The following is a 14,341-nucleotide window of genomic DNA, read 5'->3' on the forward strand; positions in this document are numbered from 1 at the left end:
CCATGAGGACGATGATGCAGGTCACGGAAACCCAGAACGAAGGTCTCAAGCGGGGCTATCAGTTCACCCTGCCGGCAGCCGATCTGGCCGCAACGGTCGATGCGAAGCTGAAGGAAGCGCAGCCCGAAGTCGAGATGAAGGGCTTTCGCAAGGGCAAGGTTCCGATGGCCATGCTGAAGAAGCAGTTCGGCCCCCGCATCCTGGGCGACGCCATGCAGGAAGCCATCGACGGCGCGCTGAAGAAGCACCTGGACGAATCCGGCGACCGCCCCGCGACCCAGCCGAAGGTCGAGATGCAGAACGGCGAAACCTGGAAGGAAGGCGATGACGTGGTCGTCAACGTCTCCTACGAGGCGCTGCCCGCCATCCCCGAGGTGGACCTGTCCGGCCTGACGCTGGAAAAGCTGTCGGTTCCCGCCGAGGACGCCGCGATCGACGAGGCGCTGCAGAACCTGGCGAAATCGGCCCAGGCCTTTGAAGACCGCGCCGAAGGCAGCGAGGCCCAGTCGGGCGACCAGGTGACCATCGACTTCAAGGGCTTTGTCGATGGCGAGGCCTTCGAGGGCGGCGCGGGCGAGGATTACCCGCTGGTGCTGGGCTCCAACAGCTTCATCCCCGGCTTCGAGGACCAGCTGGTCGGCGCCAAGGCAGGCGACGACGTGACCGTTTCCGTGAAGTTCCCCGAGGAATACGGCGCCAAGCACCTAGCCGGCAAGGACGCCACCTTCGAATGCAAGGTGAAGGCGGTCAAGTCGCCCAAGGAAGCCGAAATCGACGACGAGCTGGCCAAGAAGTTCGGCGCCGAGGATCTGGACGCGCTGAAAAAGCAGATCGCCGGCCGTCTGGAGCAGGAATATGCCGGCGCCGCCCGCGCGATCCTGAAGCGGTCGCTGCTGGACCAGCTGGACGAGAAGGTGAAGTTCGACCTGCCCGAATCGCTGGTCGAGGCCGAGGCGCATCAGATCGCCCATCAGCTGTGGCACGAGGAAAACCCCGAGGTCCACGACCACAACCACGGCAGCATCGAGCCGACCGAGGAGCACAAGAAGCTGGCCGAGCGCCGGGTGCGCCTGGGCCTGCTGCTGGCCGAGATCGGCCAGAAGGCCGAGGTGACCGTCACCGACCAGGAGATGACCCAGGCCGTGCTGCGCGCCGCCCGCCAGTATCCGGGCCAGGAACGCGCCTTCTTCGAGTTCGTGCAGCAGAACCAGGCCGTCCAGCAGCAGCTGCGCGCGCCGATCTTCGAGGACAAGGTCGTCGATCATATCGCCGAACAGGCGCAGGTCAGCGAAAAGACCGTGACCAAGGAAGAACTGGAAAAGGCCGTCGAGGCCCTGGACGAGCTCTGATCGTCCCCTTCAAGCTTTCGAAAGGCCGCGCCCCCTGCGCGGCCTTTTCGTTTGGGGCGATCTTGTGACGCGCTGCCCTGCCCCCTATCTTGCGGCCATGTCAGCACAACTCCACTTGATGAAGCTTTGCGTGGGCGCCGAAGGCCCCGAGGAACTGGCCGATTGGCAGCGCCGCTTCGGCGACGGCCATGCCGTTCATGTCACCCGCATGTGGCCCAAGCGGGAGGCCGAACTGCTTTCGGGCGGGTCGATCTTCTGGGTGTTCAAGGGCGTCATGCTGGCCCGCCAGCGGATCGTCCGGCTGGACGAACATTACCGCGACGACGGCATCCGCCGCTGCGCCCTGATCCTGGACCGCGAGATCGTGCCCGTGACCGCCGTCCCCCGCCGCCCGTTCCAGGGTTGGCGCTATCTGACGGCCCAGGACGCCCCCGCCGACATGCCGCGCGGGCGCGAGGGCGACGTCGCCCTGCCCCCGCAGATGGCCGCCGCCTTGGCTGAAATGGGGCTTGTCTGACCGCTTGACGCGGCCCGCGCCTTGGTTTAGCGAAGGCGCCACGCGGGTGTAGCTCAATGGTAGAGCAGCAGCTTCCCAAGCTGAATACGAGGGTTCGATTCCCTTCACCCGCTCCATTAAATCTCAGTAATTGATGGGCTTTTTTGTTTCTGTCGCCGTTTCCAGAAAGAGAACGGACGGACAACAAAGGCCACTTTCAGCCAAAAACTACCAAAGAGTCCCGAAGAAAATCCCGAAGGGTGTTCTAGATTTGGTCCTGCGCCAAGCTGGCCGAGGCCGATCAAGGCCAGCCATAAGGCTCATGGCTCCACCGATCCGACGCGGCTGCCCTGACCTGCTCCAGCGGCGCCTCCTTCCCTGCACTGTAATGCAGTTGCGGCCTTCACTCTACGAGCCGAAGGTTAAGGCATGATCAACAAAAAAGCCGCGGCTTTCACCGCGGCCTGATACCCGAAACTCCCGCCCGGTCAGAATCCGAACGAGAACTTCCGCACGATCCCGAGCCGCAGCGAAGGCTGGAATTCGTCCTGCACGACCGGCGAATCCGCCGCGTCGCCGATCAGCTTGCCGTATTCCACCTCGCCCAGCAGCGCGACATTGTCGGTCAGGGCATAGCGCGCCTCGAAGGAGATGGCGGCCTTGTTGAAGCCGCCGCCGATGTCATAGGCGGGGCGGCCAGGAATGGCCTCGGACGGGGCGACGCCGAAATAAGTGTCGTTATAGTCGCCGTTGCCATAGCCCAGCGACAGGCCCGACCACAGCGTCACGCGGTCCGACAGGTCGGTGCGGTATTTCGCGCCCAGTTCGCCGGTCAGGCCTTCATGGCCGTCGAAACCCCTGCGGACCGACCCGAAGGCGGTCACGGGGCCCGCGCCATAGCTGACCTTCAAGCCCAGTTCATAGGCGCGGTCGATATCCTCCATCCCGGCCAGGTCGTCGTTGTCGGATGCCTCGCGTTCACCCACCATGTTGAAGGACGGAGAGATCGAAAAGCCCTCGCGCGCCTCGCTGCCCGGCTGGCCGAAGCCCGCGTTGCGCCAGATCAGCCAGGGCCCCGCCTCGGCATCGTCGGAACCGGGATAGTCGGGGCCCACATCCACGCCGACCCCCAGATCGACCGAAAATTCGCGGCCTGCAAAGCCGAAATCCTGCGCATGGGCACCCGTGGCAGCGGATGCGGCAAGGACGGCCAAGGCCAGCATGTGTTTCATGGTCAAATCCTTCGAGGGAGGCCGGCGGGATGTAAGCGCTTCCTAAGGTCGAATCGTCAAGCCGCACAAGGCGTTCCGCGCCGTCTTGCCGTTAACATCGGACAGGCGGCGCATTTGGGCAACAGCTATCCGCGTTCGGCGCCGTCCAGGCTTTCAAGCGCGGCCATCCAGATGTCCTCGGCGCGCGCCATGGCCTGCACGGCCTCGGCGCGCTTGGCGGTCCAGCGTTTCGCCTCGTGCGGGTCGTTATACAGCGCCGGATCGGCCAGCTTCACGTCCAGCTTTTCCAGCATCTCGGTCAGCTTCTGCACACGCTCCTCGGCCCGGCGAACTTCGGCCCGCAGGGCCAGGATCTCGTCGCGCGGCGCGCGCTTAGGGGCGGCTTTCGGCTTTTCCTCGACCTGCTTCGGCTCGTCCCCACCCAGCAGGAAGCGGCGGTAATCGTCCAGGTCGCCGTCATAGGGCGCGACCGCGCCGTCCTTGACCAGCCACAGCCGGTCGGCCACCAGGCCCAGCAGGTGCATGTCGTGGCTGACCAGCACCACGGCGCCGGTATAGTCGTTCAGCGCTTCGGTCAGCGCCTCGCGGGATTCGATGTCGAGGTGGTTCGTGGGTTCGTCCAGGATCAGCAGATGCGGCGCGTCGATGGTCGCCAGCAGCAGCGACAGCCGCGCCTTCTGCCCGCCGGACAGTTGCCCGACCTTCGTTTCGGCCTGCGCCTCCATCAGGCCAAATCCCGCCAGCCGCGCGCGCAGCTTGGCCTGCCCCTCATCGGGCCGCAGGCGGCGGATATGGGCCAGCGGGGTTTCGCTCAGGTCCAGTTCATCGACCTGATGCTGCGCGAAATAGCCGATGCGCAGCTTGCTGGATCGCGTCAGCTTGCCCTCCATCGGCGTCAGGCGTTCCGCCAGCAGCTTCGACAGCGTCGATTTCCCCTGCCCGTTCCGGCCCAGCAGCGCGATCCGGTCGTCCTGGTCGATCCGCAGCGACAGCTTGCGCAGCACGGCGCGGCTGTCATAACCCACGCTGACCCCCTCCATCGCGACGATGGGAGGCGACAGTTCCTCGGGCTGCGGAAAGCCGAAGCGGTGGAACTTGGCCTCCTCTGGCGCGGTGATCGGCTCCATCTTCGCCAGCATCTTGACGCGGGCTTGGGCTTGGCGCGCCTTCGAGGCCTTGGCGCCGAAGCGGTCCACGAAGCTTTGCAGATGCGCGCGCCGGTCCGCCTGCTTCTTCGCCTCGGCCGCCTGCAGGGCGCGGCGTTCGGCGCGCATCCGGGCAAAGGCGTCATAGCCGCCGGTATACAGCGTCAGCTTGCGGTTTTCCAGGTGCAGGATATGGCCCACGGCGCGGTTCAGAAGGTCGCGGTCGTGGCTGATGATGATGACCGTGTGCGGATAGCGTGCCAGATAGGTTTCCAGCCACAGCGCGCCTTCCAGGTCCAGGTAGTTCGTCGGTTCGTCCAGCAGCAGCAAATCGGGCTGTGCGAACAGCACGCCCGCCAGCGCCACCCGCATCCGCCAGCCGCCGGAAAAATCGCTGGTGGGCCGGGCCTGATCCGCGGTCGAAAAGCCCAAGCCGTCAAGAATCGAGGCCGCCCGCGCCTCGGCCGACCAGGCGTCGATATCGGCCAACCGCGTCTGGATTTCGGCGATGCGATGCGCGTCGGTGGCGGTGTGGCTTTCCGCCAGCAGGGCCGCGCGTTCGGTATCGGCAGCCAGCACGGTGTCCAGGACCGAGGTGGCGGTCGCCGCCGATTCCTGCGCGACCCCTCCAATGCGGGCGCGCGAGGGCAGGCTGATGTCGCCGCCATCCAGGGACAGTTCGCCCCGGATCAGCCGGAACAGCGTGGTCTTGCCCGCGCCGTTCGGGCCGACAAGGCCGACCTTGTGGCCTTCGGGGATGGTGGCGGTGGCGCCCTCGAACAGAGGACGGCCCTGAATGGAATAGGAGATGTCGTCGATGCGCAGCATGGCATGGCCATGGCCGATGCGGGGCGTGGCGTCAAGCAGCCACGAGCCAGCCCTGGCGTTGCCGCGCCGTCAGTTCGTGGGTTCCGCGGGGGCAGGCGTGCCAGGCGCGTTCTCGACCGGTTGGGGCACGGTATTCGTGGCCTCGGCCGCTGCCTCGGCCGCCGTTTCGGTGGTGTCCCGCCCGGACAGCACCATAAAGGCGGCCATGATCAGGAAGCCTGCCGGGATCAGGGCGTAGATCAGCGACCGGGGCATCCCGCGGCTTGGTTTGGGTTCGGTGGCCATTGTGGGTCTTTCTTGTCAGATGCGTCTGGCACAACAGCGAAGGGGCGGAGAAGTTTCAGGTGAGGGGGATTTGGCAAGCATGCCCCGTCACCGAAAACATCTTGGCAGGGTTGAGCATTGACAGCGTGGTCTTGCCCGCACCGTTAGGGCCGACAAGGCCGACCTTGTGGCCCTCGGGGATGGTGGCGGTTGCGCCTTCTAACAGAGGGGGCCTTGGATGGAATAGGAGATGTCGTCGATGCGCAGCATGGGTGGGGAGGGAGGACGGGAGGGGGCGCGTCAAGGGGGGTTTAGGATGTCTGCGTATGCACTTGCGGAAAGCCGGATTTGATTTTGTGGAGCGCAATCAGACCGATCATCCCCGCGACCATATGATTCCAGGCATGGAAATAAGAAGGCTGCCGGAAATTCTGGTTTCTGAAGCAATTTTATTATCCAATATCTGAAAAAGTCGTGGGTCTCGCCTAAACTCTGTTATAAGTTGATCCACCCGCTGGTCAAACCCCCGGATTATACGCGCAGTATGGCTGAGGTTTCCATCGAATCGCCTGCCGAAAATCGCCTCACTTTGTTTGGGATCGAAAATCGCGCGGTTTCCACAATCCGGCTCGTTTTCAGCCCTGCCTTTCTGGGAAAGAAAAAAGACTCCATGGATCTCCGAGGGGGATATCACCCTTGGGATCAGGATCTCGGCCTGCTCGTCAGTAGGCTCGTTGTATCGCGCCAAGCCTGTGTAACGCGTTGGGCGCTCGAACATTCCTTGGAAGGCCTTGTTCCCGGTAAGTTCATGGTCTGAAAGACGGCTTATCCTCGCATCGGCAGCATTGTAGCGGCAAAATAGCGTGTCGAGCCTGAGGGCTGTTGCCACGTTTACCGCAAGAATGACCCAGTCGGCGTCCTTATCGAGTTGCCGGTATTTATGCAGCATTCGTGTGTTAGGGTGACCAATTGAGAAGGACGACGTGTTGGTCCGCCTGTCGAACCTGTGCTGATCGTTGACAATCGGCACGATTCCACGCTCCGCATACATAGCTACTGGCACGATTCCGTGTTTGAGGATTGAAGGAAGGTTCTCAATCCTGGTGAAGTGGCAAAGAAACGGGATTGACACGATACGAAGATTGGCAGGGAGGCCCCGGAAACCAATTTCGCGAAGCTTCTCGTGATATCCTGTTGAGGCAACTGCCTGAGGTTGCTCTGCCCCGTCTTTACGCCGAAGTTCTTCATAGATTTCAGCAAGCCTCGGATCGGCGTCGAGCTTGTCTTGAACCGCCAAGCGGCGTTTCTCGAATTCGAGCATGGAAGCAAGCCACATCTTGCGGAAAGAAAGGCTCTTTCCGAGAGGGCTTTGGCGGTGCTCCAAATCCGCTTTGGCAGCCTCAGCCATCTTTTCGGCGGCCCGGCTCAATTCCTCTGTCACCGCAGATAGTCCCTTCGTCGCTTCGATCGCTGATTGTAAGAGAAGCCCACCTGCGGCGGCGACCTCAGCTGCTGTTTCCCTAGCAGTGCGCGGCGAGTCGTCCGAACTGCCAATCTCACGGGGAGTTCCGAAGACCTTCAGCTTATCGATAAAGGCTAGGAGGAAAACGATGCCTCCGCCCAACAAAAGCTATTCCATTCGCGCATGCTCCGTTAAAGACATTCCGGTTTCATGCCTAGCAGTCAGTAATTTTTTGCCAATGTAATAAAGGGTTTGCAATGCAACATAGAGCAAAAAAATTTTTGCAATATTGAAGAAGCATTAAACGAAAAAGGCCCCGCCACCCGGCGAGGCCCCTTCCCTTCATCACCCGCAGATCAATACCGCGCGGCCATCGCCGACAGCGGCAGCGGCACGATCTTGTCCGCGTTGCCGGCCGTTCCAAACGCCTCGAAGCGGTCCTTGCAGACCTGCGACATCATCGCCATCGCGGGCTTGAGGTACTTGCGCGGGTCGAACTCGGACGGTTCTTCCGAGAACACCTTGCGGATCGCGGCGGTCATCGCCAGGCGGTTGTCGGTGTCGATGTTGACCTTGCGCACGCCGTGCTTGATGCCGCGCTGGATCTCCTCGACCGGAACACCCCAGGTCGGCTTGATGTCGCCGCCATAGCTGTTGATGATCTGCTGCAGATCCTCCGGCACCGACGAAGACCCGTGCATCACCAGGTGCGTGTTGGGCAGGCGGTTGTGGATCTCCTCGATGACATGCATCGCCAGGATGTCGCCGTCGGGCTTGCGCGAGAACTTGTAGGCGCCGTGCGAGGTGCCCATGGCGATCGCCAGCGCGTCCACGTTCGTGTCGTTCACGAAGCGCACGGCCTCGTCCGGGTCGGTCAGAAGCTGGTCGTGGCCCAGCTGCTCGGTGGCGCCGTGGCCGTCCTCCTGGTCGCCCATGCCGGTTTCCAGGCTGCCCAGAACGCCCAATTCACCTTCCACGGACACGCCGCAGGCATGGGCCATCTGCACCACGCTGGCGGTCACGTCGCGGTTGTAGTCATAGTCGGCGGGCGTCTTGCCGTCGGCCTTGAGGCTGCCGTCCATCATCACGCTGGTGAAGCCGTTCTGGATCGCGGTGGCGCAGGTCGCCAGGCCGTTGCCGTGGTCCAGATGCATGCACAGCGGGATCTCGGGGAAGGCCTTGGCAAAGCCCTGGATCAGCCCGGCCAGGACCAGATCGTTGGCATAGGCCCGCGCGCCCCGGCTGGCCTGCAGGATCACCGGCGATTTCGTCGCCTGCGCCGCGGTCATGATCGCCAGACCCTGCTCCATGTTGTTGATGTTGAAGGCGGGGACTGCGTAGCCATTCTCGGCCGCGTGGTCGAGAAGCTGGCGCAGGGTAATCATAGCCATATCGTTATCCTTCCGTGGGTTCGGCCAGATAGCCGAGGATCGTCTCGACCTCGTCCTTAGCGCCGAATATCAGGGGCGTCATGTCGTGTACCGCTAACGGTTTGCGATAACGGATGGGCTGCGTGCCGTCCGACGCCAGCCCGCCCGCCTGTTCGACCAGAAAGGCGATGGGCATGCATTCATAGACCAGCCGCAGGCGGCCGTTTTCATATCCCGGACGCCGGTCTGCGGGATAAAGAAAAGCCCCGCCGTTCAGCAGGATGCGGTGCAATTCGCCCACGGCGGCGGCCAGCCAGCGCATGTTGTAGTTCTTGCCCAGCGGCCCGTCCCTGCCCGCGCGCAAATCCGCGACCCAGCGTTGCAGGCCCGGTTCCCAGTGTCGTTCGTTGGACGCGTTATAGGCGATGGTCGAGGCCGTGGGCTTCAGCGTGACGTTCTCGCGCACCATGCGGAACTCGCCCGCCTCGGCGTCCCAGCCGGCGATATGGGTGCCGTCGCCCAGGGACCAGCCGAAATCCAGCGAGTGCCCGAAGGAGGCATAGCCCGCCGCAACGACCGCTTCGCCCGTGCGCAGGAAACCCTCGGGCGCGGCGGGCATGATGCTGAACAACATGCCCAGCGGCGCGCCGATGCCGATGCTGCCCGACCCGTCGATGGGATCCATCGCCACGTCCCAGGCGCCGTCGGGGTTCAACTCGATCACCGCCTCGGCTTCCTCGGACAGGACCTGGCGGACGCCTGCCTTGCGCAGGGCCTCGATCATGTGGTGATGCGCCCCCACGTCGAGCGCCTTCTGCTTGTCGCCGGTGTCGTTCACGCCGACGATCTCGGTCGGGTCGCCGTGCAACCGGCCCGCGCCGAGGCGGGCGGCCACCGCAGGCTGCGCCTGCGCAATCGCGTGGACGATGGCGGCCGGGCCGTCGCCGGTCAGCACCTGAGACAAAAGGCGGCCCGTTGCCGGGCCGTCATTCGGCAGTTTCAGCATTTCAGGCCTTGTTGTATTTCGCATCGACCGCGTCGATGGCGTTCACGTTGCCCGCCGACTTCCCGGCCTTGTCGAAGTTCTCGGTCTCGGCCAGCCATTTGTCGGCGATGGCCTTGGCCAGTTCGGGGCCGATCACGCGAGCGCCCATGGTGATAATCTGGGCGTCATTCGACAGCGCAGCGCGTTCGGCGGAATAGGTGTCGTGGGTCAGCGCGGCGCGGATGCCCGGCACCTTGTTGGCCGCGATGCAGACGCCGATGCCCGTGCCGCAGACCAGGATGGCGCGGTCATAGGTGCCGTCCTTGACCTGGCTTGCCACCCGGTCGGACAGGTTGGCATAGAACGGATCCGCGCCCGCGTCGGTGCGGCTGATTTCCGACACCTGATGCTTGTCCTTCAGGTGGTCGGCCAGAACCTTGGCCAGACCCTCACCCGCGCTGTCGCCTGCGATTGCCAGTTTCATTTCTTCTCTCCGATGGTTGCGGCGCATCGCGCCAGGATGTCGAGATAGCCGTCCACGTTCCAAGCGGAGCGGCCGATGAACAGCCCGTCGATATGCGGGCAGGAAATCAGTTCCTCGCAGTTGCCCGGATTGACCGAGCCACCGTAAAGACAGGGCACCTTGCGGCCAAGGATGTTCTGGGCCACCGCGATGATCTCGGCCTGCCGGGCATCGGCATAGTCCGAGGTCGCGGGGATCCCCTTAACCCCGATGGCCCAGACAGGTTCGTAGGCCAGCAGGATTTCGGCGTTTTTCTGGTCGCCGGACAGCTTGGACAGCGCGCCGCGGACCTGGGTTTCCAGCACGTCCTGCGCGCGGCCCGCTTCGCGTTCGGCCAGCGTTTCGCCGATGCAGATCAGTGGGATCAACCCGTGGCGGACGGCGGCCTCGGTCTTGAGGCCAACGGTCTCGTCCGTCTCGCCGAAATGCTCGCGGCGTTCGCTGTGGCCCAGTTCCACGATATCGAGGTTGCAGTCCGTGAGCATCACCGGCGAGACTTCGCCCGTCCAGGCGCCCTCGTCTGCCCAATGCATGTTCTGCGCGCCGACCTTGACCGAGGTGTCCGCCAGCCATTCCTTGACCTGCCGCACGGCGGTGAAGGGCGGGATCACGAAACGCTGGATGCGCGGGTCGCGTGCGCTGTCCGCCGCAGCCAATCCTTCGGCAAAGACGCGCGCCTCGGCCAACGTCTTGTTCATCTTCCAGCTTGTGCCGATCCAGAAATCGCTCATATCAGTCCCCAATTCAGTCTCGTGCGATGGTCAGCCGCAGCCCGGCCCGGTCGATCGCGGCGCGATCCTCGGGCGCGGGCGCGGCATCGGTGATGATGGCGTCGAAGGCGGTCAGATCCGCCAGCGCGTGCAGCGCCGAGCGGCCGAAGCGCGTATGGTTGACCAGCAGCACGGCGCGGTCGGCCCCCGCCATCATGGCGCGCTTGGCGCGGACCGCCGCGTCGTCCATGTGGAAGGCCCGCAGCCCGGCCACGGCCGGGGTCGAGATGAAGGCCAGGTCGGCGCGCAGCCGCGACAGCGCATCCTCGGTCACGACCCCGAAGAAGCCGTTGAACTTGGCGCTGTAGGTGCCGCCAAGCGCGATCAGCGTCACGCGCGGCGCGTCCTTCAGCCGTTCGATCACGGCGGCGTTGTTGGTGATGACCGTCAGCGGCGCCTTATCCGTCAGGCTGGCACCCAGAAGCGCCGCCATGGATCCATCGTTGACCATCACCGTCATGCCCGGCTCGACCATCTCCAGCGCGGCGCGGGCCATGCGCGCCTTGGCGTCGCTGTCCTGCAACGCGCGGATGCGGAAGTCGGACTCGAACTGGGTGCCCGCCTCGATGGTGGCGCCGCCGCGCACCTTGCGCAGCAGGCCCGCCTGTTCCAGGTCGTCGAGATCGCGGTGGATGGTCATGCGCGAGACGGCGAAACGGTCGGCCAGATCGTCCAGATCCACGGCGCGCGCGCCGACCAGAAGATCCATGATCGCCTGCCTGCGTTCCTCGCGCTTCACCTGCACCTCCTCGGTTGTCCAGATTTGTAACATGGCCCGCGAAAATCGCAACATCATTTTTGTGACTTTGTGATGGCGTTTTGTGATTATTGTTGTGATCCGTCCTGCACCGGGTTATTCACCCCCAAACCCGTCGGAGGACCACATGCCCCTAGATTCGCCCAAAGACCCCAAGATCGCCGCCAAGGCGGATCTCGACCCGCAGAACTTCGCGCTGGCCAACTGCATCCGCGCGCTGTCCATCGACGCGGTGAACGCCGCCAATTCGGGCCATCCGGGCGCGCCCATGGGCATGGCGGATGCGGCCACCGTGCTGTTCCGCAACCACCTGAAGTTCGACGCCAAGAACCCCGACTGGCCGGATCGCGACCGCTTCGTGCTGTCGAACGGCCATGCCTCGATGCTGCTCTACAGCCTGCTGCACCTGACCGGCTACGAAGACATGACGCTGGAGCAGGTCAGGAACTTCCGCCAGTGGGGGTCGATCACCGCCGGTCACCCCGAATACGGCCATGCCAAGGGCATCGAGACCACGACCGGGCCGCTGGGCCAGGGCATCGCCACCGCCGTCGGCATGGCGCTGGCGGAACGCCGTCTGGCGGCCGAGTTCGGCGACGATCTGGTCGATCACCACACCTATGTCTTCGTGGGCGACGGCTGCCTGCAGGAAGGCATCGGGCAAGAGGCGATCAGCCTTGCGGGCCATCTGGGCCTGGGCAAGATGATCGTGCTTTACGACGACAACAGCATCACCATCGACGGCCCGACCTCGATCAGCTTCTCGGAAGATGTCCCGGCCCGCTTCCAGGCCTGCGGCTGGCATGTCCAGAAATGCGACGGCCATGACGGCAAGGCTTTGGACGAAGCGATCAAGGCGGCCAAGGCCGAGACAGGCAAGCCCTCGCTGATCGCGATGAAGACGGTGATCGGGTTCGGCTCGCCCAACAAGGCGGGCAGCTATGCGGTCCACGGCTCGCCGCTGGGCAAGGACGAGGCCGCGCTGACCCGCGAGGCCATCGGCTGGCCGCATGAGCCCTTCGTCATTCCCGAGGAACTGGCTGCCGAATGGCGCGCAATCGGCACGCGCGGCGCCCAAGACCGCGAGGCTTGGGAAGCCCGCCTTGCGGGCAAATCCGCCGAGGTCCGGGACGAGTTCAACCGCCGCCTGTCGGGCACCCTGCCCGAGGGCTATGAGGCCGCGCTGAAGGCCGCGCGCGACGCGCTGTTCGCGGAACCGAAAAAGGCCGCGACCCGCAAGGCCAGCCAGATGGCGCTGGAGCCGCTGACCGCCGCCCTACCCGAGATGATCGGCGGATCGGCCGACCTGACTGGGTCGAACCTGACCCGCGTGAAGGCCGTGGACAGCCAGTACACGCGGCAAGCGCCGGGCCGCTACATCGGCTATGGCGTGCGCGAATTCGGCATGGCCGCCGCGATGAACGGGATCAACCTGCATGGCGGCTTCATCGCCTATGGCGGGACGTTCCTGGTCTTCTCGGACTATGCCCGCAATGCCATCCGCCTGTCGGCGCTGATGGGGGTCGGCACGATCTATGTGATGACCCATGACAGCATCGGCCTGGGCGAGGACGGCCCGACCCACCAGCCGATCGAGCACTTGGCATCGCTGCGCGCCATCCCGAACCTGACGGTGCTGCGCCCGGCGGACACGGTGGAAACGCTGGAAGCCTGGGACATCGCGATCCGCAACCGCAATGTGCCGTCGCTGCTGGCGCTGTCGCGCCAGGACGTGCCGCAACTGCGGCTGGAGGCAGGCGATGAGAACCTGACGGCGAAAGGCGCCTATGTGATCCGCCAGTTCGGCGAGGGCCGCGACGTGACCCTGATCGCCACGGGGACCGAGGTGCAACTGGCCGTCCAGGCCGGCGAAGCGCTGCACGCCGACGGGTTGTCGGTTGCAGTCGTGTCGATGCCGTCGTGGGAGTTGTTCGACGCGCAGCCTGAAGACTATCGCAAGGCCACCCTAGGCGACGCGCCGCGCATCGCCGTCGAGGCGGCGGGCAAGTTCGGCTGGACGCGCTATGTCGCCAGCGAGGACGACGTGATCGGCATGAACGGCTTTGGCGCATCCGCCCCCATCGACCGGCTGTATCAGGAGTTCGGGATCACGAAGGAGGCCATCGTCGCGCGGGCCAAGGCGCTGACGGGGAAGTAAGCGTAACGGTGCGTGCAAGCACGCACCCTACGGCGGATGATCCGTCCTCGTAGGGTGCGTGTTCACACGCCCCTTGCGCCGTTGACCGTTGCAAGAACGGTGGAGTAAACCCCCCCCCCTACGCGGCTGACCGACAAGTTAGGGTCAGGACTCGTTTCTGGTTTATAGCCAGAACATGACGGTTGCGGCGAGGGCGACGGCAGAGAGGAAGACCTTCGGGCATCTGTCGTAACGAGTTGCCACGCGTCGCCAATCCTTGAGACGCCCGAACATGATTTCGATCCTGTTGCGGCGCTTATAGCGGCGCTTGTCGTGCTTGATGGGCTTGCCGCGCGACTTCCGGCCCGGGATGCAAGGCTTTATCCCTTTGTCTTCCAGTGCCTCTCTGAACCAGTCGGCATCATAGCCCCGGTCCGCCAGGAGCCACTCCGTGTTTGGCAAGCTGCTCGAGCCAAGGCTGCCGCTCCAGTGTAATCGCTGACCTGGCCCGCAGTCATGAAGAAGCGGATCGGGCGCCCCTCCGCATCGGAGACCGCATGCAGCTTGGTGTTCATGCCGCCCTTGGTCTGACCGATCAGCCGCCCGCGCCAGTCGTCTGATCCCCTTTTTTCAACCGCAGGCTGCTCGCCGTGCGATGCGCCTTGAGATAGGTCGCGTCGATCATCACTGTCTTGGGTGGTGCCGCCTCGGATGACAGGCCCTCCATCATCCTGGCGAAGACACCCCGGTTACTCCATCGCTTCCAGCGGTTATAGAGCGTCTTTGCGGGGCCATATTCCTGGGGAGCATCGCGCCAGCGCAAACCATTGCGGTTGACGAAGATTATGCCGCTCAGAACGCGCCGGTCATCGACGCGAGGCTTGCCATGGCTCTTGGGGAAGAACGGCTGAAGCCGGGACATCTGAGCCTCCGTCAGCCAGAAAAGATTGCTTATCAATCAGTCTCCTTGCGGAGGCTGAATCATCCCACAAGCAGAAAATCAATGGGTCCCGACCCTAGGGA

Annotated in this window: 12 protein-coding genes, 1 tRNA gene and 1 pseudogene; 4 read left to right on the plus strand and 10 right to left on the minus strand. The window is 64.1% G+C overall.

What is annotated here, in order from left to right:
• Window positions 1–14 precede the first annotated feature (14 nt).
• The 3 genes from tig (at window position 15) to AAIL68_RS08805 (ending at window position 1,982) form a co-directional block, all read left to right on the plus strand.
• Complete coding sequence (gene tig / locus AAIL68_RS08795; RefSeq protein WP_347139415.1) at window positions 15–1,349, plus strand: trigger factor; 1,335 nt, start codon at window positions 15–17, stop codon at window positions 1,347–1,349.
• A 97-nt stretch (window positions 1,350–1,446) separates the two neighbouring features.
• Entirely contained in the window at window positions 1,447–1,866 is a 420-nt protein-coding gene (locus AAIL68_RS08800; protein WP_347139400.1) for a DUF1489 domain-containing protein, read from the plus strand.
• A gap of 42 nt (window positions 1,867–1,908) precedes the next feature.
• Window positions 1,909–1,982: transfer RNA gene (locus AAIL68_RS08805), tRNA-Gly, on the plus strand.
• 351 nt (window positions 1,983–2,333) lie between these two features.
• Here AAIL68_RS08805 and AAIL68_RS08810 read toward each other — a convergent pair.
• The 9 genes from AAIL68_RS08810 to AAIL68_RS08850 form a co-directional block, all read right to left on the minus strand.
• Window positions 2,334–3,077 (minus strand): MipA/OmpV family protein, encoded by a 744-nt coding sequence (locus AAIL68_RS08810; RefSeq protein ID WP_347139401.1) that lies wholly within the window; start codon window positions 3,075–3,077, stop codon window positions 2,334–2,336.
• A gap of 125 nt (window positions 3,078–3,202) precedes the next feature.
• Window positions 3,203–5,050, minus strand: coding sequence for an ABC-F family ATP-binding cassette domain-containing protein (locus tag AAIL68_RS08815; RefSeq protein WP_347139402.1), 1,848 nt, complete (start codon window positions 5,048–5,050; stop codon window positions 3,203–3,205).
• Between the two features lie 69 nt (window positions 5,051–5,119).
• Window positions 5,120–5,335 (minus strand): hypothetical protein, encoded by a 216-nt coding sequence (locus AAIL68_RS08820; RefSeq protein WP_347139403.1) that lies wholly within the window; start codon window positions 5,333–5,335, stop codon window positions 5,120–5,122.
• A 355-nt stretch (window positions 5,336–5,690) separates the two neighbouring features.
• Window positions 5,691–6,938, minus strand: a complete 1,248-nt coding sequence (locus tag AAIL68_RS08825) for a DarT ssDNA thymidine ADP-ribosyltransferase family protein (protein WP_347139404.1) — start codon at window positions 6,936–6,938, stop codon at window positions 5,691–5,693.
• 194 nt (window positions 6,939–7,132) lie between these two features.
• Complete coding sequence (gene fba, locus AAIL68_RS08830; RefSeq protein ID WP_347139405.1) at window positions 7,133–8,167, minus strand: class II fructose-bisphosphate aldolase; 1,035 nt, start codon at window positions 8,165–8,167, stop codon at window positions 7,133–7,135.
• Window positions 8,168–8,171: 4 nt separating this feature from the next.
• Window positions 8,172–9,152, minus strand: a complete 981-nt coding sequence (locus AAIL68_RS08835; protein ID WP_347139406.1) for a class 1 fructose-bisphosphatase — start codon at window positions 9,150–9,152, stop codon at window positions 8,172–8,174.
• 1 nt (window position 9,153) lies between these two features.
• Entirely contained in the window at window positions 9,154–9,615 is a 462-nt protein-coding gene (locus AAIL68_RS08840; protein WP_347139407.1) for an RpiB/LacA/LacB family sugar-phosphate isomerase, read from the minus strand.
• Window positions 9,612–10,385 carry a triose-phosphate isomerase gene (locus AAIL68_RS08845; RefSeq protein WP_347139408.1) on the minus strand — a complete coding sequence of 258 codons (774 nt, stop codon included), beginning with the start codon at window positions 10,383–10,385 and terminating at the stop codon, window positions 9,612–9,614. Before AAIL68_RS08845 ends, AAIL68_RS08840 begins: the two co-directional genes overlap by 4 nt.
• Window positions 10,386–10,398: 13 nt before the next feature.
• Window positions 10,399–11,196, minus strand: coding sequence for a DeoR/GlpR family DNA-binding transcription regulator (locus AAIL68_RS08850; protein ID WP_347139409.1), 798 nt, complete (start codon window positions 11,194–11,196; stop codon window positions 10,399–10,401).
• A 112-nt stretch (window positions 11,197–11,308) separates the two neighbouring features.
• Between AAIL68_RS08850 and tkt the strand changes: the two genes are divergently transcribed.
• Window positions 11,309–13,339 (plus strand): transketolase, encoded by a 2,031-nt coding sequence (tkt, locus tag AAIL68_RS08855; protein WP_347139410.1) that lies wholly within the window; start codon window positions 11,309–11,311, stop codon window positions 13,337–13,339.
• A gap of 162 nt (window positions 13,340–13,501) precedes the next feature.
• On the opposite strand, the pseudogene AAIL68_RS08860 reads toward tkt, so the two are convergent.
• Window positions 13,502–14,273: pseudogene (locus AAIL68_RS08860) on the minus strand (IS5 family transposase).
• Window positions 14,274–14,341 lie beyond the last annotated feature (68 nt).

It is taken from the genome of Paracoccus sp. SSK6, assembly GCF_039770665.1.
GTDB lineage: Bacteria > Pseudomonadota > Alphaproteobacteria > Rhodobacterales > Rhodobacteraceae > Paracoccus.

What these genes read in the sequence shown, in the direction of transcription:
- tig (WP_347139415.1), top strand. Translation starts at nt 15, where the DNA reads ATGCAGGTCACGGAAACCCAGAACGAAGGTCTCAAGCGGGGCTATCAG.
- AAIL68_RS08800 (WP_347139400.1), top strand. Translation starts at nt 1,447, where the DNA reads ATGTCAGCACAACTCCACTTGATGAAGCTTTGCGTGGGCGCCGAAGGC.
- AAIL68_RS08810 (WP_347139401.1), bottom strand. Translation starts at nt 3,077, where the DNA reads ATGAAACACATGCTGGCCTTGGCCGTCCTTGCCGCATCCGCTGCCACG.
- AAIL68_RS08815 (WP_347139402.1), bottom strand. Translation starts at nt 5,050, where the DNA reads ATGCTGCGCATCGACGACATCTCCTATTCCATTCAGGGCCGTCCTCTG.
- AAIL68_RS08820 (WP_347139403.1), bottom strand. Translation starts at nt 5,335, where the DNA reads ATGGCCACCGAACCCAAACCAAGCCGCGGGATGCCCCGGTCGCTGATC.
- fba (WP_347139405.1), bottom strand. Translation starts at nt 8,167, where the DNA reads ATGGCTATGATTACCCTGCGCCAGCTTCTCGACCACGCGGCCGAGAAT.
- AAIL68_RS08835 (WP_347139406.1), bottom strand. Translation starts at nt 9,152, where the DNA reads ATGCTGAAACTGCCGAATGACGGCCCGGCAACGGGCCGCCTTTTGTCT.
- AAIL68_RS08840 (WP_347139407.1), bottom strand. Translation starts at nt 9,615, where the DNA reads ATGAAACTGGCAATCGCAGGCGACAGCGCGGGTGAGGGTCTGGCCAAG.
- AAIL68_RS08845 (WP_347139408.1), bottom strand. Translation starts at nt 10,385, where the DNA reads ATGAGCGATTTCTGGATCGGCACAAGCTGGAAGATGAACAAGACGTTG.
- AAIL68_RS08850 (WP_347139409.1), bottom strand. Translation starts at nt 11,196, where the DNA reads ATGTTACAAATCTGGACAACCGAGGAGGTGCAGGTGAAGCGCGAGGAA.
- tkt (WP_347139410.1), top strand. Translation starts at nt 11,309, where the DNA reads ATGCCCCTAGATTCGCCCAAAGACCCCAAGATCGCCGCCAAGGCGGAT.